Genomic DNA, 22,015 nt, shown 5'->3' with positions numbered 1-22,015 from the left:
CGCGCCGCAGAACAGTTTATAGGAGAAAGCAACCAATGTCCGTCATCACCACCGAACGCCATGGCGACGTTCTCGTCATCACGTCGGATAATCCGCCGGTCAACGCCCTCGGCCATGCCGTGCGCCTCGGCCTGCAGGAAGGGATTCAGCAAGCCGCTGGCGACGACAGCGTCAAGGCAGTCGTGATCGCGTGCAAGGGCCGCACCTTCTTTGCCGGGGCCGACATCACCGAATTCTCGAAGGGGATGAAGGAGCCGGGCCTGCCGACCGTCGTCGACGCGATCGAAGCGCTCGACAAGCCGGTCGTCGCCGCCATCCATGGCACCGCGCTGGGCGGCGGCTGCGAAGTCGCGCTCGCCTGCCATTATCGCATCGGCGTTCCCTCGGCGAAAATGGGCCTTCCCGAAGTCAAGCTCGGCATCCTGCCGGGTGCGGGCGGCACCCAGCGGCTGCCGCGCGTCATCGGCATCCCCGCCGCGCTCGGCATGATGACCGGCGGTTCGCCGATCTCTGCGAAACAGGCAAAGCAGGCCGGGCTGCTCGATCGCCTCGCCGGTGAAGACAGCCTGCTTCAGGACGCCATCGCCTTTGCCAACGAAGTCGCCGAAACGCGCCCCCTGCCCCGCACCAGCGAGCGCACGGTCGAAGGCAACGACGCGATGTTCGAGGAATTCAGGACCGCCAATGCGCGCAAGATGCGCGGCTATGAAGCGCCCTATGAAATCATCGACGTCGTCCAGTCGACCTGGGACAAGCCCTATGCCGAAGGCGTGCAGCGCGAACGTCAGAGCTTCATGAAACTGATCATGGGCACGCAATCGGCGGGCCTGCGCCACGTCTTCTTCGCCGAACGCAAGGCGTCGAAGATCGACGACGTGCCCGAAGACATCAAATTGCGCGACATCAAGCGCGTCGGCGTGATCGGCGCCGGCACGATGGGCGGCGGCATTTCGATGAACTTCCTCTCCGCCGGCATCCCGGTGACGATCGTCGAGATGCAGCAGGAAGCGCTCGATCGCGGCGTCGGCATCATGCGCAAGAATTACGAAAGCACGGCGAAAAAGGGCCGGATCACGCAGGATCAGGTCGAAGCCGCGATGGGCGCGCTCACCCCGACGCTCAGCATGGAGGATCTCGCCGATTGCGACCTGATCATCGAAGCCGTTTATGAAAGCATGGACGTCAAGAAGGACGTGTTCGGCAAGCTCGACAAGATCGCCAAACCAGGCGCGATCCTCGCGTCGAACACCAGCTATCTCTCGATCGACGAGATTGCCGCTTCGACCAGCCGTCCGGGCGACGTCGTCGGCATGCATTTCTTCTCGCCCGCGAATATCATGAAGCTGCTCGAAGTCGTGCGCGGCGAAAAAACCGACAAGGACGTGCTCGCCACCGTCATGGCGCTGTCCAAGAAAATCCGGAAAGTCGCCGTGGTTTCGGGCGTCTGCTACGGCTTTATCGGCAATCGCATGCTGATCCCGCGCCAGCTCGAAGCGCAAAAGCTGTTGATGGAAGGCGCCACGCCGTCGCAGGTCGACAAGGTGCACACCGATTTCGGCATGCCGATGGGCCCGTTTCAGATGGCCGATCTCGCCGGCGTCGATATCGGCTGGCACCGCGATCCCAGCCGGATCGAGAATATCCGCGACGCGCTGTGCGCCGAGGATCGCTGGGGCCAGAAAAAGGGCGCGGGCTTTTACGATTATGACGAAAAGCGTCAGCCCTCGCCCAGCCCGCGCGTCGCCGAAATCATCGATGATTTCCGCAAGAAGACCGGCGCGCAGCAGCATGAAGTGACCGACGAGGAAATCGTCGCCCGCACGCTCTATCCGATGGTCAGCGAAGGCGCGAAGATCCTTGCCGAAGGCATCGCCCAGCGTGCGTCGGACATCGATGTCGTCTGGATCTATGGCTATGGCTGGCCTCCCTATCGCGGCGGCCCGATGTTCTGGGCCGACACGATCGGCGCCAGGACGGTGGTCGAAGGCCTTGAGAAATACGGCCTCGAAGTCGCCCCGCTGCTCCGCGAAAAGGCGGAAAAGGGCGAACGGTTCAACTAAGCTTGTCCGGCGGGGAGCGTTTCTCCCTTTCCGCTCCCCGCCGGGCTCCCGGAGAGATTAGATGACTGAAGCGCTCGACACCTTTCGCGCTGAAACGCGCGCATGGCTTGAGGCAAATTGCCCGCCGGAAATGCGGCAGCCGATGCGCAGCGAAAAGGACGCCAATTGGGGTGGCCGCAACGCGGAATACCAGCCGGGGCAGAAGGATTGGATGGACGCGATGGCCAGCCGCGGCTGGACCGTGCCCGACTGGCCCAAAGCCTATGGCGGCGGCGGGCTTTCGCCTGCCGAAACCAAGATATTGCGCGAGGAAATGGCCCGGCTCGGCTGTCGCAATCCGCTCAACAGCTTCGGCATTTCGATGCTCGGCCCGGCGCTGCTCAAATATGGCACCGAGGAACAGAAGCTCGAACATCTGCCTAAAATCGCGCGCGGCGAAATCCGCTGGTGCCAGGGCTATTCCGAACCCAATGCCGGATCGGACCTCGCCGGCCTCGCCACCTCGGCGGAGGACAAGGGCGACCATTTCCTGGTCAACGGGCAAAAAGTGTGGACCAGCTATGCCGATCAGGCCGACTGGATCTTCTGCCTTGTCCGCACCGACAGGACGAACAAGCATCGCGGCATCAGCTTCGTCCTGTTCGACATGGAAACGCCGGGCGTTTCGACCAGGCCGATCCTGCTGATCTCGGGCTATTCCCCCTTCTGCGAAACTTTTTTCGACGATGTGAAGGTGCCCAAGGAAAATCTGGTCGGCGAGCTTAATCGCGGCTGGGATGTCGCCAAATATCTGCTCGGCCATGAGCGCGAGATGATCTCCGGCATGGGCGGCGAAAGCGGCAATCGCGCGCTCCACAGCCTTGCCCGGGAAAAGATCGGGCTCGATGGCGAAGGCCGCCTCGCCGACCCGCTGCTGCGCGCGCAGATGGCGCTTTATGAAGTGCGCAGCCGCGCGTTCAAGGCGATGTCCGAACGCTTCATCGATGAACTCAAGTCGGGGCAAGCGCACCCTGCCCAGCCGAGCATGATGAAATATTACGGCACCGAACTGAACAAGACCCGCAACGAGCTGATGATGGCGGCGGGCGGATCGGACCTGCTCGAATGGGAAAGCGACGCATCCAACGGCGGCGCTGCGGCGCGCGCGTGGCTGCGTACCAAGGCCAATTCGATCGAAGGCGGGACCAGCGAAATTCAGCTCAACATCATCGCCAAACGGATTCTCGACCTGCCGGGCGCCTGAGGCCCCCGCTGCAGCGACGATCAAGGAAACAGCAAATGCCTCTCTTCCTCGATGACGAACAGACGATGCTGCGCGACACCGCGCGCGATTTCGTTTCCGAACAAATGCCGGTCGCCCATATGCGCAAGCTGCGCGACGAGAAGAATGCCGATGGCTTCTCGCGCGACCATTGGAAATCCTTCGCCGAAATGGGCTTTACCGGCATCCTGATTCCAGAGGCCGATGGCGGCCTCGGCCTCGGCCATGTCGAAGCGGGCGTGGTGCTCGAGGAGATCGGCCGCAACCTGTCCCCTTCCCCCTTCCTCACCACTGCCGTCGCGGCGGTCGAAGCGCTCAGGGGATCGGCGCAGCGCGACCGCTGGTTCCCCGGCATCCTCGCCGGCGAAACGGTCGCCGCGCTCGCGATCGACGAAAAGCCCAAACATAATGGCCAGGTCGCGATGCAGGCAAAGCGCGCGGGCAACGGCTATCGCCTGTCAGGCGCGAAGCAGTTCGTCACCCATGGCCATGTCGCCGATCTGATGATCGTCGCCGCGCATGTCGAAGACAATGCGGATGTCACGCTCTTCGCCGTCCCCGCGGGCACTGCCGGCGTTACCGCCACGCCCGAGCGGCTGACCGATGCCAGCATCGCCGCACATGTGCAGTTCGACGAGGTTCAGCTCGATGGCGACGCCGTGATCGGTGGCGAGGATGGCGGCGCCGCCTATGCCCGGCTGCTCGATGCCGCGCGCATCGGCGCATCGGCGGAAATGCTCGGTGTCGGCGGCGGCGCGATGGACAGGACCATGACCTATCTCAAGGACCGCAAGCAGTTCGGCGTCGCGATCGGCAGCTTTCAGGCGCTGCAACACCGCGCCGCGCACCTCTATTCCGAACTCGAAGTCGCCCGCGCCGCCGTGCTCAAGGCACAGCAATTGCTCGACACCGGTTCGGACGAAGCAGCAATGGCCGCTGCTGTCGCCAAGGCGATGACCGGCCTCGCCACCACGCTGGCGGTGCAGGAGGGCATCCAGATGCATGGCGGCATCGGCATGACCGACGAGCATGACATCGGATTTTACATGAAGCGCGGCCGTGTCCTTGCCGAAATGTTCGGCGACACCAATTTCCACGCCGACGCCGTGGCGCGGATGGCGGGGTTCTAGCGAGCGGCGGGGAAGACCCTCGCACCGAACGCTGACGAAACTTGCCTGCCGCCGCCGGTTGGAACATTGGATCTGGCATGACTGACAAACCCACCGCCGAACAGCTTGTCGAACAGCTGGTAACCCTGCTCGATGTCGAGGAAATCGACCGCGACCTGTATCGCGGCAGTCGCCAGCCCGGCGGCGTCGGCCGCGTCTTCGGCGGTCAGGTGATCGCACAGGCGCTGCAGTCGGCGCAGCGCTCGGTCGAGGGCAAGATCGCCCATTCGCTCCACGCCTATTTCATGCGGCCGGGCGATGAGGATTATCCGATCATCTTTCGCGTCGTGCGCGATTTCGACGGCGGCAGCTTCGCCAATCGCCGCATCATCGCGTTGCAACAGGGTCAGCCCATCCTCAACATGATCGCCTCGTTCCAGCGGCCCGAGGAAGGGCTACGCCATCAGGACGCAATGCCCGATGTGCCGGCACCCGAAACGCTGCGATCCGAAAAGGAAGTGCGCAGCGAACATGCCGCCGAGTTGCCGGAGAAATTCCGCCCCTTTCTCCTGCGCGAACGCCCGATCGAAATTCGCCCCTGCGATCCGCGCGACTGGACGCACCCCGAACCGCGCCCCGCGGTCCAGAACAGCTGGTTCCGGCTGGTCGGAAGGGCGCCCGACGATCCCGCTTTGCATCGCGCGATCCTCGCTTATGCCTCCGACATGGCGTTGCTGGGCACGTCGATGCTGCCGCACGGCGTCAACTGGCTCAACACCCGGATGCAGACTGCGAGCCTCGACCATGCGGTCTGGCTGCATGAGGATTTCCGCGCCGACGAATGGCTGCTCTATCATTGCGACAGCCCCTGGGCGGGTCATGGTCGCGGCTTCAACCGCGGCAAGATCTTCACCCGGGACGGCCGGCTGGTCGCAAGCACCAGTCAGGAAGGGCTGATCCGCCTGCGCGACAAACCGGCAAAGGACTGACCGCGCGGGAACGCTGGGGGTATCGGGGCGTTGCCAAAGGCATCCAGTCCCGAATGCCACGGAAAGCGCCCATGATCGTCGCCCTGCTGATGCTGGCCCTGCCGCAAGACGCGTTGCTCGCCGAAACGTCGATGTTCGACGCGACCGAAATCGCGCAACGGCTCGACGTCACCAGCTTTCCCAATTCGATCGGGCCGCGCCGTGAGGCGGACAAGCATCGGTTCGCCGATTATGGCTTTACCGAAATCACCGACGATGGCGGCACCGCACAGCTGACCCGCGCCGATGGCGAATGGGTGTTCCGCATCCGCGTGCTCGGCGCGAGCGGAGACACGATCCGCATCTGCGTGCTCGATCGTGCACTCAACGGCGGCAGCTATTTCACGGTGAAGCCAGTCGAAGTGGCCGAAGGCAGCGACGGCCTGTTCCACGCCACGGGGCGCGAAATCACCTCCCCGCAATGCCAGTGAAGCGGCGCTATTCGCCGCGAGGCACCACCGCATAGCTGATCGGCAGATACAGAAACACTTCGGTCAGGCTGGCCCGCACCCAACGCACCGGCTGTTCCAGCTGCGAAACCTGCACGCCATATCCGGGTCCGAATGCCGATGCGGTGCGATTGGCATCCTCTGCGATCAGCGCGATGATCTGCCCGCGATACTGGTCGGGCTGCACCACCGACAGCGCCAGATCGCCGTCCGCTTCGATCAGCGCGCGGCCAACGGTCGGCACTGCTTCGACAAAGCGTGTGATCCGGCCGAGCGCGTCGGCCGAACCCATTCCCGATTCGAGCCGCGCCTTGACATAGAAACGCGCTTCGTCGCTGTCCTCGCGCTCGCCTTTTTCCAGGCCGAGATCGCGATAATTGTCGATCGTCAGCGGCTCGACGACAAGCTGGCCTGTCGCCAGTTCGACGCCATAGCGCGGCGCCAGCTCGATCGCCTTGCGCACCATGCCGTAAATCTCTTCCTGGCGTTGCGCGCTGTCGCGCGTGTCGCCCGACACCACGACTTCCAGGATCGCGAAATCGGCGGTCCGTTTCAGCCGTATGACGGGAATGCTGGTGTAATCGGTGCGCCGCGCGGCAATGACGACGATTTCCTGCGCGAATGCCGGAACCGACGGCAGCAATGCGGAAAATACCGCCGCCGCCATGAAAATGCGCTTCATCGCTCTCTCCCCCCGCCGCTTGCCGACAGGCAAGGTTCGGCGACGACTGCCGCCAAGTCAAATGACAAAGACGCAGGTAAATGGCGCCGCTCCGACACGATCAGCGGCACTGCGATTTTTCGCTGTCCTACAATTGAGGCGATCGATAGTTACACTGCGGATCGCATCGCTCGCGCGCGCGCATGCGCAGGTGCGCGCGCGTTACGGTGCGAACCGATGCGAACTTTGCACGGATTTGCGTGGTTTTTGCCGCGAACACTCTCGGGGCCGGAGGCCGGATCGCCCCGCCCTCGCCGCTCTTTCTCAGTGCCGATGGATCAGCCGGTCGCCGGAAGGGACAATGGCGAGCAAAAGTGCACCGGCGTCCGTCGCCGCGTCAAAAGCTCGTTTTTCCGAATTCCTGACGCGTCACCGGATGGCTGGTCGAAAGCCCGCCATCGACCACCCATGCCTGTCCGTTGACATAGCTGGCGTCCGGCGAGGCAAGGAACAGCGCAACCCGCGCAATTTCCTCGGGCACGCCACCGCGGCGCATCGGGTTCAGCCGCCCGATCCTGTCCTCAACCCCCTTGGCGCGGGCATATTCATATGCCGAAGCGGTCATACCGGTTTCGATCAGCCCCGGGCAGATCGCGTTGATACGCACATTGCTGCCCGAAAATTGCTGCGCAGCGGTCTGGACCAGATTGATCACGCCCGCCTTCGACGCCGAATAGGCCGGCCCGCCTGCGCCCGAACGAAGCCCCGCGACGCTGGCGGTACAGATAATCGCGCCGCCGCCGCGTTCGGCAATCTTCGGGCCGGCATGTTTGATCGCCATTGCCGGGCCGATCAGATTGATCCGCAATATATCGGCCCAATCACTTGCGCTCTGGTCGAAAATTCCGGCGGCGCCGCCCGAAACTCCGGCATTGGCATAGAAAATATCGAGCCCGTCATATGCCGCGCACGCGGTTGCGACCAGCGCCGCAACATCGTCTTCCGATCCGGCATCCATCTGCACTGCCTGCGCCGTGCCGCCGGCATCGCGGATCGCAGCAACCGTCGCCTGCACGCTGTCCGACAGGTCCGCCGCGATCACGCTGGCGCCTTCGGCGGCGAACAATGTCGCGGTCGCCCGACCGATGCCCGATCCCGCGCCGGTGACGATCACCGACTTGCCGTCAAATCTGCCCATCGCTTTGTCTCCTGTCAGCGCGCGCCCGCGCGCTGCGCGAATTTCCAGCTGGCGGCGGCGAGCGCCGGCAAGCGGGCGACCGTCGCGGCGGCCTGATCGCTCGAAGCATTGCCGTCGATCATCCGCTTCTTGATGCCCTGAACAATCCCCGCCAGGCGGAAGAAATTATACGAAAAATACCAGTCGAGCTGCGGCACGCCATCGCGTCCGGTCGCCGCGCAATAACGTGCAACCGTCTCCTCGATCGTCGGAATGCCGCTGTCGCCGCCCGACAGCCCTTCGATTCCCGCGCGGCCATCGGCGGGCGTCACCCAGTTCATCAACAGGTACGAAAAATCAGCAAGCGGATCGCCCAGCGTCGACAATTCCCAATCGAGCACTGCCAGCACCCTGGGCCGATCGGGCGCATAGATCATATTGTCGATCCGGTAATCGCCATGGACGATCGACGTCCGCGTCTGCTCGGGCACCGTCGCCGGCAGAAATTCGATCAGCTTTTCGATTTCGGGAATATCGTCGGTCTGACTGGCGCGATATTGTTTCGACCAGCGCCCCACCTGCCGCTCGAAATAATTGCCCGGCTTGCCGTAACTGCCCAGCCCGACCGCTTCGTGATCGATATTGTGGAGCGCGGCCAGCGTGTCGACCATCGCCCAATAATGATCGCGCCGCAGATCGGGCGCCATGTCGGGCAGGCTGCCGTCCCAGATCGTCCGCCCGACCACCATCTCCATGATGTAAAAGGCCGAACCGATGACGTCGTCGTCCTCGCACAGGCCATAGGGCCGCGCGACCGGAAAGCCGGTCGGATGCAGCGCCGCAATCAGGCGATATTCGCGGTCGACCGCATGCGCCGAAGGCAGCAGCGGGCCGAACGGCTTGCGCCGCAGCACATAGGCGCCGCTCGCGGCCTGAAGCCGATAGGTCGGATTGCTCTGCCCGCCCGGAAATTTCTCCGCAGTGACCGGTCCTTCGAAACCGGCCACATTCGCGGCCATCCAGTCGGCGAGCCTCTCGCAATCAAGGTCGCTCATGCGAATTCGATCACCGAACGCACGGTGTCTCCCTTGCGCAGCTTTTCCATCGCATCGTTGATATCTTCCAGCCGGATCCGTTCGGCCACCATCGTGTCGAGGTCGAGCTTGCCGTCGAGATACATCTGCACCAATCGCGGCATGTCGATCGGAAAGCGCGTGGAGCCGAGCAGCGATCCCTGCAGCTTCTTGCCCGTCAGGAATGTCGGGCCGGGGATCGACACATTGTTGCCCGGCGCGATCATCCCCAAAATCGTCGCGGTCCCGCCGCGCCGCAGGATGTTCCAGGCAAGCTCGGCAGTATTGGGACGGCCCACTGCCTCAATCGCATAATGGACGCCGCCATCGGTCATTTTCAGGACGGTTTTCAGGATGCCGTCCTCGCCCGGATCGACGACATGCGTCGCGCCCATCTTCAGCGCGAGCTGCCGCTTTTCGGGCACCGGATCGACTGCCAGGATCATGCCCGCTCCGGCAATTTTGGCAGCGTTGATCGCCGAAAGGCCGATGCCCCCGGCCCCGATCACCGCGACGCTTTCGCCCGGTCGCACCCGGCTGTCGTTGAAGATCGCACCCGCCCCGGTGATCACCGCGCAACCCAGCAGCGCGGCACGGTCGAGCGGCATTTCCTTCGAAATCGCGACACAGGCATTTTCATGCACCAGCATCGTTTCGGCAAAGGCCGACAGGTTCAGAAACGGCGCCAGCGGCGTACCGTCCGCGAGGCTGAGGCGCGGTTCCTCACCCTTGGCGCGCCGCGTCGATGGATCGATGCAAAGCGACGGCCGCCCCGTCACGCACATTTCGCACGATCCGCAAAATACCGTGAAGAACGTAATGACATGATCGCCCGGCCTGATCTGCGCCACATCGCTGCCGACCGCTTCGACGATACCCGCCGCTTCGTGCCCCGGCACGGTCGGCAACGGATGCGGAAACGCGCCGTCGATAAAATGGAGGTCGGACCGGCAAACACCGACCGCCGCAGTACGGATCAGCACTTCGCGCGGCCCGGGCTTCGAAACCCGGACCTCCTCGATCGTCAACGGCTTGCCTGCCTCGCGGAGTACCGCAGCCTTCATGCCTCTTCTCCCTCTTCCCGGCGCGGTCGGCGCTTACGGCCGCTCCGCCATATGTTCGCCATGCTTCGCGAATTCGTGCCGGGCGATCGTGCGGTTGTGCACTTCGTCCGGCCCGTCGGCGAACCGCAGCGTCCGGATATTCGCCCAGGCGGCGGCCAGTGCGAAATCGTCGGAAACGCCTCCGCCGCCATGCGCCTGAATCGCATCGTCGAGGATCGACAGCGCCATGTTCGGCGCCTGAACCTTGATCATCGAGATTTCGAGATGCGCGGCCTTGTTCCCGGCCTTGTCCATCATGTCAGCGGCCTTGAGGCACAAAAGGCGCGTCATTTCGATATCGATGCGCGCCCGCGCGATCCGCTGTTCCCAGACCGAATGGTCCGAAATCCGCTTTCCGAATGCGATCCGGCTGACAAGGCGGCGGCCCATTGCGTCGATCGCCTCTTCCGCAGCGCCGATGGTGCGCATGCAATGATGGATGCGCCCCGGCCCCAGACGACCCTGCGCGATTTCGAACCCGCGCCCTTCGCCAAGCAACAGGTTGTCGGCGGGCACGCGGACATTGGTCAGCGACACTTCGCCATGGCCGTGCGGCGCATGGTCATAGCCGAAGACGGGCAGCATCCGTTCGATCTTCACACCCGGCGTGTCGAGCGGCAGCAGAATCATGCTCTGCTGCGCGTGACGCGACGCTGTCGGATCGGTCTTGCCCATCACGATCGCGACCTTGCAGCGCGGATCGCCCGTGCCCGACGACCACCATTTGCGACCATTGATCACATATTCGTCGCCGTCGCGCTCGATCCGCGTCTGGACATTGGTTGCATCCGAGCTTGCCACGGCCGGCTCGGTCATCAGAAAGGCCGAACGAATCTCGCCATTCATCAGCGGGCGCAGCCACGCTTCCTTCTGCGCCAGCGTGCCATAGCGATGGAACACTTCCATATTGCCGGTATCGGGCGCCGAGCAGTTGAAACATTCCGACGCCCATTCGCTGCGCCCCATTTCCTCGGCGCAGAGCGCATATTCGAGGTTGGTGAGCTGTTCGCCTTCGAACCGGAAGCTTTCATCGACATGCTTCTGACCCGAATGCGGCGGCATGAAGAGATTCCACAGCCCCTCGGCCTGTGCGAGCTTCTTGACGTCCTCGATCACCGGGACATGCTGCCACCGGTCGCCTTCGGCGAGCTGGGCACGATATTGCGGCGTGCGCGGGAGGATTTCGCGCGCTATGAAATTGCGAACCCGGTCGCGAAAATGCGTTTCGCGTTCGGTCAGCGTGAAATCCATCTTTCCATCCTCTCTTATACCGCCCAGACATACCAACCGACCCGGCTTAGAACGTACCGGATATTCGGTAAAGGGAAACGAACGCTGTTGCAGAGCAATTTTTTATCGAATTTTGGCATGCCGCAACATCAAAAAACGCTTTGGCGCGGCGCCAAATTCGCTAAACTGATCTGATGTCGAAACCGAAAGACGTCCGCGAGGAGGACGAGGCACAGGGTACGCAGCGATTCCGCGAAAAGCGCGACGCGATCCTCGCGGCGGCTGCGGAAACGATCAACCTGCAAAGCGCGCGAGGCATGACCTTCGCCGATGTGGCGCGGCGGGTCGGGCTCAACACCACCAGCGTCACTTATTATTTCAAGCGCAAGGAAGACCTTGCCGCCGCCTGTTTCGAACAGACGCTCGATCTGTTGCACAGCATGCTGGCAGAGGCCGAACGCGAAACGACCCCGCGCGATCGCGTCGCACGCTATCTGGCGGTAAACATGGAGCGTCTTGCGCGCATTCGCCGCGGTGAGGCGCATTCGGCGGCGACGCTGTCCGACCTTCGCGCAATGGAAGAGCCGATCAAACGGCGCCTGCTCGACGGATGGCGCGGCGTCTTTCGCCGCGCCCGCGCACTTTGGGGCGATGAAGCGCGCTCACGCGAAGAGATCAATCTATGGGGCGGGCGCGCCCATGTGCTGCTGGAAAACACCTTCTGGCTGCCGGCATGGCTCGATCGGTACGAGCTTGACGAATATCCGCGGGTCGAAGCGCGCCAGATGGAGATTTTCCTGCACGGCATCGCCGCGCCGGGAAGCAGCTGGCACCCGCACCTGCTCGACCTCGAGCCGCCGGGCAACGAACCGGGTCGCGAGGCATTTCTGCTGGCGGCGACGCGGCTGATCAACGAACTCGGCTATCGCGGAGCGTCGGTGCAGCGGATCGCGTCCGAACTCAACGTCACCAAGGGCAGTTTCTACCATCACCTCGATGCCAAGGACGATCTTGCCGTCGCGTGCCACGAACGCAGCTTCGATGTGCTCACCGACGCACAGCGGCTGGGTGCCGAACAGCCGGGAAGCTATTGGGAACGGCTTACCAATATCGTCGCGACCCTGCTCGACGTGCAGTTTTCCGAACATGGCCCGCTGCTGCGCACGACCGCGCTGTTCGGCCTGCCGCCGGAAACGCGCAGCGCGATGGTCGACCGGTCCAATCGCATCGCGCGGCGCTTCGCCGGCATGATTTCGGACGGGATCGCCGAAGGTTCGGTTCGCGCAGTCGATCCGCTGATCGCCAGCCAGGCGCTGATGGCGCTGCAGAACGCGGCCTTCGACATGCGCAAATGGGCCAGCACCATGCCGCGCGACAAGGCCGTCGCATTTTACGCCTCGACCCTCGCGTTCGGGCTGTTCGACGACCGCGTTCTCGCCGGCTGACCTGCCTTTCCGCACGACCGGCGGCAGTTCGGATTTTCGTTCCCCGAAACAGAGAAAGCGGCCGGCAATGCCGACCGCTTCCCCCTGTTACCGGCCTTTACGGCCGGCTCCCCTCCAAAGGCTTCAGAAACCCGCGCGCAGCGTGATGCCATAGGTGCGCGGTTCGGCGAGATAGGCCGAATAGGTCTGCTGCGGCGCCACGAAAGGCGTGTTGAACGCGACCTGGGTATAGTCGACGTTGAACAGGTTCTGGCCCCAGAACTCGATACCCCAGCGATTGTCCGGTCCACGGATACCGATGCGACCGTTGACGATCACATAGCTGTCCTGTTCCTTGCCATAGAGCAGGTCGGAACCGGTGTTGTAATCGTCGACCGCACGGGCGTTGAGGTAGAACAGGCCCGACAGACCCGTGCTGCCGATTTCCGGCGTCCACGACATCGACGCAGTCGCAACGATTTCCGGAGCATTGGACAGATTGTCGCCGGGCAGCAGGCGCAGTGCCGGATCCAGCGGGGCGCCATTGTCGGTGCCGACCAGATCATCCTTATAATGGGTATCGGCATAGGTGATGCCCATCGTGAAGGTCAGGTCACGGGTCGGACGCAGCGTGCCTTCCAGTTCGACGCCCTGGGCAATAACGCCCGCAGTGACATCACCGGCAGCGCAAGAACCGGTGGCAGCGCTGGCATCCTGATCGGCGGTGCCCAGATCCTGGCTACAGCCGTTGATATTCTGAACCAGGAAGACCGAACCGTTGAAGGTATTCAGCTGGAAATTGCTGAATTCCTGACGGAAGCCGGCGATGGTCACCATGAAATCGCGCGTTGCGTATTTCGCACCGATTTCGAACGCATTGACCGTTTCCGCGTCGAACTGAAGGTTCGCAGTCGAACCCGTGGTCGCCGGATTGCCGAGCACCGGGCTCGCCTGAAGCGCCGAACGATCGAGGTTGAAGCCGCCAGCCTTATAGCCGCGCGAATAGCTGCCATAGATCATCAGGTCATCGGTCGGGCGATAGGACAGGATCGCCGTACCGGTGAACTCATCCTCGCTGCGGCTGTCGGACATCGACACCCCGTTGAGTTCCGATGTCGAGTTGCCCTGACACGAAAGCGCGATGATTCCGCCGGCAAGGCTGTCGAGCGTCGGATTGATGCCGAGCAAGCCCGAAAGCAGCGCACGGTTCGCCGGACAGACAGTGTTGTCGTTGCCGAAGGTCGCGGCGAAATCCTTCTTCTCGCTCGTATAGCGCAGGCCGAGCGTGACATCGAAGCGATCGGTCAGATGGATGATGTTGTGCGTGAACAGCGCGAAGTTATTGCTTTCCTGGTTATAGACGTCGCGCGTCGATCCCATGTCGTTCAGCGTCGACAGCTGGTCGAGGCCTGCGACCAGCAACCCACCCGCGGCCCCCAACGGCGTAAGGCCGCTGTTGAGCTGCGCGCGCGTCACATTGCCGAGGCAGCCCGAATTGGCCGGGTTGATCGCGCCCGGGCCGAATCCGGCACCGGCAAGCCCGATCGTCACACGGCACGGCGCGAATGCGCCATATTGCGTGCCGAAGCGCAGATTATCGCGCGTTTCGAGCTTTTCATTGGCGTAATAGCCGCCGATCAGCCAGTCGACCTTGTCATCGAACGCCGAACCCTGGAGGCGGAGTTCCTGGCTGAACGTCTTGAACGCACGCGACGCGCCATCTTCGTTCGGCGCGCGATACAGGATGTCGACCTGGGTATAGTCGGTGTCCGAACCCTGATAGTTCGAATATTCGCGATAGGCGGTGATCGAGGTGAAGTTCACCGAACCGAACGAATAATCGATCTGGCCCGAAATGCCGTAATCCTTGGTCTTGCCCGCGAACGAACGACCGGCGGTGTTGTAGATGTCGCGATCATAGGTGCTGCCGTTCAGCCCGTCGGGATTCTGGCCCAGCGCGAGCAGGATCGGGATGATCGGATTCGACGTGCTGGTCAGTGCCGGCGAACCGGGGAGCGGTCGATTATAGGGATCAAGGCCCGGGCTGATCCGGGCGAGCGGCGCGGAATCGGTCTGGACAAAGGTCGCCGCGCAGCAATCTTCGCTCTTTTCCGAATAATCGCCGATGATCCGAACCGACAGGTCGGCGCTCGGTTCGAACAGCAACTGACCACGAACCAGATAGCGGTCGCGATTGTTGATGTCGGTGTCATTCACCACATCGTGATAAAAGCCGTCCCGCTTGAAATAGACGCCATCGACGCGCGCCGCGACGGTTTCGCCGATCGGTGCGTTGATGCCCGCCTCGACGCGGAACGCATCATAATTGCCATAGGTAAAGGCGCCATAGCCCGAAAATTCGAATTCGGGCGGTGCCGTGAAAATGCTCAACAGGCCCGCCGACGAGTTGCGACCGCCAAGCGTGCCCTGCGGACCACGCAGCACTTCGATACGTTCGATCGGCCCGAGTTCGCCGAGCGCATTGCCGCTGCGCGAACGATAGACGCCGTCGATGAACACCGCGACCGAGCTTTCGAGGCCGGGATTGTCACCAACCGTGCCGATGCCGCGAATACGGGCCGAACCATTCGCTTCGTTACCGGTCGAAGAAACCAGCAGCGAAGGCGCAAGCTGATTGAGCTCGCGAATATCGTTCGTTCCGCTTTCCGCCAGCTGTTCGGAGGAAACCGCAGAGATGGCGACCGGCACGTCGGCCAGCACCTGAGCGCGCCCCTGCGCCGTCACGACGATTTCCGATTGCGATACGTCCTGGCTTTGCGCGGCCGCATCCTGAGAGGCAGTGGCCTCCTGAGCCTGGGCCGGAGCCGCAAGCGAAATAATCAACGCCGGCACCGCACATGCCGACAAAAGGCGATAGCGCATCATCCTCTCCTCCGTTTGGTCGGAACACTGAAGGTTCCGTACCCCAAACTCGAATACACTATTTCAGCCCAAGGACGTCAAGCATAACCGCCACTCGAATGCCGCAAGAGCACGCTATGTTGCGTAAAAGCCATAGCTATTTTCATGCACTGCAGCAGCGGCCGCCAAATAGGCCCACAATACCGAATATTTGAAAATGCTGCTCCGCGGCATTCTTGCCGGTGCGATCCGGGCGATTTTAAGCGGGTCTGACGGGTGCGCGCGATGCCCCCGCGACAATTTGCGACAGTTTTCGAGCAATCTGACATACCGGCGCGACAGCGACGCTCCAGAAAACAGCCTGCCACGACAACCTTGTCAGCAGCGAAATTTGGAGCAGATGATGAAATACAGAACATCCCTGATGTCCGCCGCGCTTGCCGCCACGATGCTTACGGGTATCGGCGCGGCCGTCGCGCAGGACGCAAGCCAGACCCCGCCGCGCCACGGACCCGGCATGATGGCCGACGCCAACCATGACGGGATCGTCACGCGCGAAGAAGTGATTGCCGATGCCGAGCGCCGCTTTGCCCGGGTAGATACCAATGGCGACGGCGTGATTACCGCCGAGGAACGGCAAGCGGCACGCGAGGCGATGCGCGAAAGGATGCGCGAACGCCGCAGCCAGCGCGCCGAAAATGGCGACGCGCCCGATCGCCGCCGCGCCGGACGACGCGGACATGGCGAACGCCGCGGCGCCCAGCATGAACGCATGATGGCCCGGGTCGACGCGAACGGCGACGGTCAGGTCACGCTCGCCGAAGCGCGGGATGCGGCGCTTGCGCGTTTCGCCATGGTCGACACCAATCAGGACGGCAAGATCGACCAGACCGAACGTGCGGCGATGCGCGATCGCATGATGGCGATGCGGCACCGTCAGGGTCCGCCGCCGCCTCCCGCTGGTGAAATGCCGCCTCCCCCGCCGCCTGCAGACTAAGGCGCTTTTGCGCACCGACGATGCATGCGGCACGCCGGGTGGGCTCCCCCCTGCCCACCCGGCGCTTCCGACTTCCCCAGGATATGCTAACGCCACCCCATGTCCGACACACCGCACCTTCTTCTCGTCGACGACGAACGCTCGATCCGGGAGCCGCTCGCGCAATATCTAACCAAACAGGGTTTTCGCGTCACCCAGTGCGGCGATGCTGAAAGTGCCCGCGCGCGGCTCAACGCCTATAGTATCGACCTGGTGATCCTCGACATCATGATGCCGGGCGAGGACGGCCTCAGCCTCTGCCGTCATATCCGCGCGACCAGCGAGACGCCGGTGATTCTGCTGACTGCGAAAAGCGAAGAGACCGACCGGATCATCGGCCTGGAAATGGGCGCGGACGATTATGTCGTGAAACCCTTCAGCCCGCGCGAGCTCGCCGCACGGATCAAGGTCGTGCTGCGTCGTCTTTCGGCGGGCGGAACGCGCCAGCACGCGCCCGAATCGGGCAGCTTCTCCTTTGCCGGCTGGGTGCTGAAGACCGGCGAGCGGGCGCTGGTCGACCGCGAAGGCGTATCGGTGCCGCTTTCGACCGGCGAATACAGCCTGCTGCATGCGCTGGTCACGCGGCCGCGCCAGGTGCTCACCCGCGACCAGCTGCTCGACATCACACAGGGCCGCGAAGCCGCAGCATTCGATCGCGCGATCGACAATCAGGTCAGCCGTCTGCGCAAGAAGATCGAAAACGATCCGAAAAATCCGGCGATCATCAAGACGGTGTGGGGTGGCGGCTATACGCTCTCTGCAGAGGTCACGCGGCTGTGATCCCGCGTCGCCTGCCCGGCAGCCTGCCCGGCCAGATCGCAGTGCTGGTGGCGATCGCGCTGTTCGTCGCGCAGGCGATCAATTTCACCATGCTGCTTCGCGAACGCCAGCAGGTCCGTTTCGCGGAAATCATCGCGCCGTCGGTGACGCGCGTCGTCGACGCCGCCGAACGGCTGACGAGCGGCCGATTTCAACGCGACCGGCGCACGCGGGTGCAGCTCGAACCGCGCAATCCCATCGACCCCTCGGCGCGGCACCGCAGCGATGTCGAAACGGCAATTCGCCAGGGGCTTTCGGATGCCGGGCTGAGCGCGGGTGCGATCATCACGCGAATCGACGATGTTTCTCCCGATGACCCGCGTTTGAAAAACCTGTCGGCCGCACGCAAACAACGCATCGTGCGCCGCGGCGGCGAACTGCATATCGCCGTGGAAATGCCAGGACGGGGTTGGCTGGTACTCCACGCACCCTGGCCGCGCACCGAGCGCGGGCTGATCTTTCAGCTGCTGTTGCAGACGCTGATCCTCTATATCGTCGTGCTCGTTCCCGTTTTGTGGGCGGGGCATCGGATCGCCCGCCCCCTCAACGGTCTGGCCCAGGCGGCGAGGCATTTCCGTCCCGGCGAACCAGCCGAGCCGGTCGAGGAAGCCGGGCCCAGCGATGTGCGTGCCGTGATTGCGGCGTTCAATGCACTCAGCCTGCGCGTCAACGCGATGATCGACGAGAAGGACAAGATGCTGGGCGCGATCGGCCATGACCTGCGGACGCCGCTGGCTGCGCTGCGGGTGCGGATCGAATCGGTCGAGGATGATGAGGATCGTGCAAAGATGGCCGACACGATCGACGAGATGAACCGGACGCTCGACGATATCCTTTCGCTCGCGCGGCTCGGCCGCCCCAGCGAACCGGCGACCGATGTCGACATGGCGGCGCTGATCGACGCTGTGGTCGATGATTTTCAGGATCTGGGCGCGAATGTCGCTTTTGAGGAGGCCGCCCGGCTGACCATGCACCTGCGGCCATCGCTGATGCGCCGCGCGGTACGCAATCTTATCGAAAACGCAGTCAAATATGGCGGCGGTGCGCAAGTCCGGCTGGTGCCTGAAGCACGCGCGGTCCGGATCGAAGTGGCCGATCGCGGCCCGGGTATCGCGCCCGACCAGATCGCGCTGGTGTTCGATCCCTTCACGCGGCTGGAAACATCGCGCAATCGCGAAACCGGCGGGATCGGTCTGGGGCTGGCGCTGGCACGCGCCATCGTGCGCGAGGCGGGGGGCGAGATCACGCTCGCGAATCGCGATCGCGGCGGCCTGACCGCCACCATCACGCTACCGCGCTGAGGCTTCCCTTCCCGGAACCGGGAAGGGAAACAGTCGCTCAGCCGACGATTTCTTCGGGCTTGAAGAAGAAATTGATTTCGATTTCGGCGTTTTCGGCCGAATCGGAACCATGGACCGAATTGGCTTCGATCGATTCGGCATAGGTCTTGCGGATCGTGCCTTCCGCGGCGTTTTCAGGGTTGGTCGCGCCCATCACGTCGCGGTTGCGGGTCACGGCGTCCTCGCCTTCGAGCACCTGCACGACGACCGGGCCCGAGGTCATGAAGGCAACCAGATCGGCGAAGAAGGGACGTTCGCGGTGAACGCCGTAAAACTCCTCGGCCTGCTCGCGAGTCATGTGGATTCGCTTCGATGCGACGACGCGGAGACCCGCATCTTCCAGCATCTTGGTGACCGCGCCCGTCAGGTTGCGGCGAGTGGCATCGGGCTTGATGATCGAAAAGGTCCGGGTCGCGGCCATGGCCGTGCGGCTCCTATGTCTGAATGTTACGGAAAAGTCGCGTCCCACTAGTCCCGCCGATTATCGGATGCAAGACGTTGCTGCTATCCGGCCTGTTCCCAGCCGGTGTCAGTCTGTTTCCAGTATCGGCGCTCCACGCCGTCGCGCCCGGCAAGTCCCTTCCACGCGGCACGCGCCTGCGTGATCTGGTCCTCGTCGAAAAAGTGGAAGGCGCGGTCGAAATCGAGCGCCTCGTCGCGCCACATGCCATCGGCCAGCGCGACATTGCGCGCGCCATTGGCCTGACCGATCGCGCCAGCGATCAGCACCGGCTGAAGCGAATCATCCCCCCGCCCCGTCTGTGCGTGCGGCAGGAAGCTTTCCGCAGACCAGGTCCACAGGCTGGCGTCCAGACGTGTACGAATCGTCTGCGCATCCGCCACGATCAGCAGCCGTCCGCCATCGGAAAGGATGCGCGTGGCGATCTGCGGCAGCACGCGATCGATGGGCGAACGGGTAAGATGATAGAAATCGACCTGCATCGCCTTTCCCTAACGTGCGGCAGGATGCACCGCCAGCGTGTTGCCCGGGCGTTGCGATGCGCGGCTTCCGGTGCGATAGGGCCAGTTTGCGCGCATCGCGCGGGTTCATATTGCAAAGGGGTAGGCGTTTCCGTGACGCGCAAGGCATTGCTGCTATCGAGTGCGCTGCCGCTGGCACTCTGTTTCGCCGATGGCGCGCGCGCTCAGGACGCGTCGCCCCCACCGGCCGATCATCTGACGGCCGATGATGCCCGGCTGCAGGACCGGCCACAGGATCCGCCCCCGCCTTCGCAAACCGCGCCGAGCGACGATCCCGACGAACTTCAGTTCAGTGCCGAAGAACTGGAATATAACTACGAAAACGATGTGGTGACGGCGCGCGGCGACGTGCGCGTCTATCGCCGGAGCGACCGGCTGCGTGCCGACAGCGTCACCTGGAACCGCAAGACCGGCGAAGTGATTGCCGAGGGCAATATCGTCGTCATCAATGCCGGTGGCGACGCGGCCTATGGCGATCGCATCGAACTGACCGACACGCTGAAGGACGGTGTGGTCGATAACATGCTCGTCGTGCTTGAAACCGGCGGGCGAATCGCGGCAAGGCGCGGCGAGCGTTCGGACGGCATCGTTACGGTGTATGACGCTGCCTACACCCCCTGCGACGTTGTGGATTCGGACGGATGTCCCAAAAAACCGTCCTGGAAGATCACGGCAAACCGAGTCGTCTATGATCCCGGTAGCGGTCGTATCCGCTATCATGGCGCGCGCGTTTCGGTATTCGGGTTCGCGACGCTGCCGCTACCGGCATTTTCGCATCCGGCCGGGGGAAAAAGCGATGACGGCCTCCTGGCACCGTCGATCAGCTATACGCGCACCAACGGCTTTCAGGTGTCGCTGCCCTATTTCATCGCGCTGGCACCCGACCGCGACCTGACGATCACGCCGACGGTTTTTTCCGATGTCGCGCCGATGCTGCGCGCCGAATATCGCGAGCTCAACTCGCTCGGCGCGTTCCGGGTCGCTGCCTATGGCACCTATAGCCGCAGAAGCGACGACCTCACGGTGCCGTTGACGCCCGCCACATCGACCAACAGTTTCCGCGGATATCTGGACGGCATCGCCAATTTCCAGATCGATCCCAACTGGTCGGTCAGCGGCTCGGTACGCGTCGCCACCGATCGCACGTTCCTGCGTCGCTATGATATCTCGCGCGACGATCGGCTACGGAACAACATCCGGGTCGAGCGGATCGACGAATCGAGCTATTTCGCGATCAACGGCTGGGCGGTGCAGACGCTGCGCGTCGGCGAATTGCAACGGCTTCAGCCGATCGCGCTTCCCGAAATCGACTATCGTCGCCGGTTCGACGGACCGCTGGGCGGCAAGGTGGAAGCACAGGTCAATACGCTGGCGCTGACACGCACCGGCGGCCAGGACACGCAACGCGCCTTCGCCTCGCTCCGCTGGGATATGCGCCGGCTTACCAGCTGGGGTCAGGAAATCACGCTGACCGCCTTTGGTCGCGGCGACGTTTACAATGCCCGTGATACGCTCGCGACCACGGTGGAAAGCTATCGCGGGCGCGAGGGCGTTCACGGCCGCGCCATCGGCGCCGTCGCGCTCGACATGCGCTGGCCGCTGATCGGCCCGGCATTCGGCGGCACCCAGCGCATCACGCCGCGATTTCAGGTAGTGGCGGCGCCCAAGCTCGACAATCTGGCGGTACCGAATGAGGATGCTCGCGCAGTCGATCTGGAGGATTCGAACCTTTTCGCGCTCAATCGCTTTCCGGGATATGACCGGTTCGAGGATTCGACGCGGTTCACCTGGGGCATCGAATATGCCCTCTATTTGCCCGGCCTGTCGATCGACGCCAATGTCGGGCAGAGCTATCGGCTGACGTCGCGGGAAACGCTGTTTCCGGACGGAACCGGCCTTACCAACCGGGTATCGGATTTCGTGGGGCGGACGGTGGTCCGCTATCGCGATTTCCTTACCCTCACCCATCGCTTCCGGATCGACAAGGACAATGTCGCGTTCCGCCGCAACGAAGTCGATGCGACGATCGGATCGCGCGCGACGTATGTCCAGCTCGGGTATCTGCGGCTGAATCGCGATATCGGGCCGGCGCTCGAGGATTTGCAGGACCGTGAGGAAGCGCGACTGGGTGCCCGCGTTCAGATTTCGCGCTTCTGGTCGATATCGGGATCGATTCTCGTCGATCTGACCGACAGCAACGAAGATCTGCTGTCGAGTTCGGACGGATTCGAGCCGGTCCGCCACCGGCTCGGTGTCCTGTATGAAGACAATTGTCTGCGGCTCGGCGTCACCTGGAAACGCGACTATCAGACCACCGGCGACGCTGTGCGGGGCAATACCTATCTTCTGACCTTTGCATTCACCAATCTGGGCGGGTAATCGGAAGACAGGGCGGACCGGAA

The 22,015-nt window shown here is 63.2% G+C and carries 18 protein-coding genes; 10 read left to right on the top strand and 8 right to left on the bottom strand.

Annotation, left to right across the window (positions count from 1 at the left end; all coding sequences use genetic code 11):
• Nucleotides 1–35: 35 nt before the first annotated feature.
• From DKB74_RS03250 to DKB74_RS03230, 5 genes are all read left to right on the top strand, one after another.
• Nucleotides 36–2,060 (top strand): 3-hydroxyacyl-CoA dehydrogenase NAD-binding domain-containing protein, encoded by a 2,025-nt coding sequence (locus DKB74_RS03250; RefSeq protein ID WP_109806640.1) that lies wholly within the window; start codon nt 36–38, stop codon nt 2,058–2,060.
• A 61-nt stretch (nt 2,061–2,121) separates the two neighbouring features.
• The gene (locus DKB74_RS03245) at nt 2,122–3,303 is read left to right on the top strand and encodes an acyl-CoA dehydrogenase family protein (RefSeq protein ID WP_109806639.1); all 1,182 of its coding nucleotides are present in this window, start codon (nt 2,122–2,124) and stop codon (nt 3,301–3,303) included.
• Between the two features lie 35 nt (nt 3,304–3,338).
• Nucleotides 3,339–4,451, top strand: coding sequence for an acyl-CoA dehydrogenase family protein (locus DKB74_RS03240; protein WP_109806638.1), 1,113 nt, complete (start codon nt 3,339–3,341; stop codon nt 4,449–4,451).
• 77 nt (nt 4,452–4,528) lie between these two features.
• The gene (locus tag DKB74_RS03235; protein ID WP_109806637.1) at nt 4,529–5,419 is read left to right on the top strand and encodes an acyl-CoA thioesterase; all 891 of its coding nucleotides are present in this window, start codon (nt 4,529–4,531) and stop codon (nt 5,417–5,419) included.
• A gap of 71 nt (nt 5,420–5,490) precedes the next feature.
• Nucleotides 5,491–5,889 (top strand): hypothetical protein, encoded by a 399-nt coding sequence (locus DKB74_RS03230; RefSeq protein WP_161956784.1) that lies wholly within the window; start codon nt 5,491–5,493, stop codon nt 5,887–5,889.
• Nucleotides 5,890–5,896: 7 nt separating this feature from the next.
• Here DKB74_RS03230 and DKB74_RS03225 read toward each other — a convergent pair whose 3' ends face one another.
• From DKB74_RS03225 to DKB74_RS03205, 5 genes are all read right to left on the bottom strand, one after another.
• A complete protein-coding gene (locus DKB74_RS03225; protein WP_109806635.1) occupies nt 5,897–6,589 on the bottom strand; it encodes a TonB-dependent receptor in 693 nt (230 codons plus the stop codon).
• A 376-nt stretch (nt 6,590–6,965) separates the two neighbouring features.
• Nucleotides 6,966–7,766, bottom strand: coding sequence for an SDR family NAD(P)-dependent oxidoreductase (locus DKB74_RS03220; RefSeq protein WP_109806634.1), 801 nt, complete (start codon nt 7,764–7,766; stop codon nt 6,966–6,968).
• 14 nt (nt 7,767–7,780) lie between these two features.
• On the bottom strand, nt 7,781–8,800 hold the full coding sequence (locus tag DKB74_RS03215) for a phosphotransferase family protein (protein ID WP_109806633.1): 1,020 nt from the start codon (nt 8,798–8,800) through the stop codon (nt 7,781–7,783).
• Nucleotides 8,797–9,882, bottom strand: a complete 1,086-nt coding sequence (locus DKB74_RS03210) for a Zn-dependent alcohol dehydrogenase (RefSeq protein WP_109806632.1) — start codon at nt 9,880–9,882, stop codon at nt 8,797–8,799. Before DKB74_RS03210 ends, DKB74_RS03215 begins: the two co-directional genes overlap by 4 nt.
• Nucleotides 9,883–9,915: 33 nt before the next feature.
• Entirely contained in the window at nt 9,916–11,172 is a 1,257-nt protein-coding gene (locus DKB74_RS03205; RefSeq protein WP_109806631.1) for an acyl-CoA dehydrogenase family protein, read from the bottom strand.
• A 173-nt stretch (nt 11,173–11,345) separates the two neighbouring features.
• On the opposite strand from DKB74_RS03205, the gene DKB74_RS03200 reads away from it, so the two are divergent.
• Nucleotides 11,346–12,596, top strand: a complete 1,251-nt coding sequence (locus DKB74_RS03200) for a TetR/AcrR family transcriptional regulator (protein ID WP_109806630.1) — start codon at nt 11,346–11,348, stop codon at nt 12,594–12,596.
• A 123-nt stretch (nt 12,597–12,719) separates the two neighbouring features.
• Here the strand turns inward: DKB74_RS03200 and DKB74_RS03195 are convergent, their stop codons facing one another.
• A complete protein-coding gene (locus DKB74_RS03195) occupies nt 12,720–15,458 on the bottom strand; it encodes a TonB-dependent receptor (RefSeq protein WP_193504376.1) in 2,739 nt (912 codons plus the stop codon).
• A gap of 403 nt (nt 15,459–15,861) precedes the next feature.
• Between DKB74_RS03195 and DKB74_RS03190 the strand changes: the two genes are divergently transcribed.
• The 3 genes from DKB74_RS03190 (at nt 15,862) to DKB74_RS03180 (ending at nt 18,593) form a co-directional block, all read left to right on the top strand.
• Nucleotides 15,862–16,434, top strand: a complete 573-nt coding sequence (locus tag DKB74_RS03190) for an EF-hand domain-containing protein (RefSeq protein ID WP_239987351.1) — start codon at nt 15,862–15,864, stop codon at nt 16,432–16,434.
• 99 nt (nt 16,435–16,533) lie between these two features.
• Entirely contained in the window at nt 16,534–17,253 is a 720-nt protein-coding gene (locus DKB74_RS03185) for a response regulator (RefSeq protein ID WP_109806627.1), read from the top strand.
• A complete protein-coding gene (locus tag DKB74_RS03180) occupies nt 17,253–18,593 on the top strand; it encodes a sensor histidine kinase (protein WP_239987394.1) in 1,341 nt (446 codons plus the stop codon). Before DKB74_RS03185 ends, DKB74_RS03180 begins: the two co-directional genes overlap by 1 nt.
• A 37-nt stretch (nt 18,594–18,630) precedes the next feature.
• Here the strand turns inward: DKB74_RS03180 and ndk are convergent, their stop codons facing one another.
• Together ndk and DKB74_RS03170 are read right to left on the bottom strand one after the other, a co-directional pair.
• Nucleotides 18,631–19,053 (bottom strand): nucleoside-diphosphate kinase, encoded by a 423-nt coding sequence (gene ndk, locus DKB74_RS03175; RefSeq protein WP_109806626.1) that lies wholly within the window; start codon nt 19,051–19,053, stop codon nt 18,631–18,633.
• Between the two features lie 83 nt (nt 19,054–19,136).
• On the bottom strand, nt 19,137–19,574 hold the full coding sequence (locus tag DKB74_RS03170) for a DNA polymerase III subunit chi (RefSeq protein ID WP_109806625.1): 438 nt from the start codon (nt 19,572–19,574) through the stop codon (nt 19,137–19,139).
• Nucleotides 19,575–19,706: 132 nt separating this feature from the next.
• On the opposite strand from DKB74_RS03170, the gene DKB74_RS03165 reads away from it, so the two are divergent.
• Nucleotides 19,707–21,992 carry an LPS-assembly protein LptD gene (locus DKB74_RS03165; RefSeq protein ID WP_109806624.1) on the top strand — a complete coding sequence of 762 codons (2,286 nt, stop codon included), beginning with the start codon at nt 19,707–19,709 and terminating at the stop codon, nt 21,990–21,992.
• Nucleotides 21,993–22,015 lie beyond the last annotated feature (23 nt).

Origin of the sequence: Stakelama portus (assembly GCF_003171655.1) — a bacterium.
Classification (GTDB): Bacteria; Pseudomonadota; Alphaproteobacteria; order Sphingomonadales; family Sphingomonadaceae; genus Sphingomonas; species Sphingomonas portus.
The sequence above is the reverse complement of the archived record's forward strand: the minus strand, read 5'-3'. Positions and strand labels throughout refer to the sequence as shown.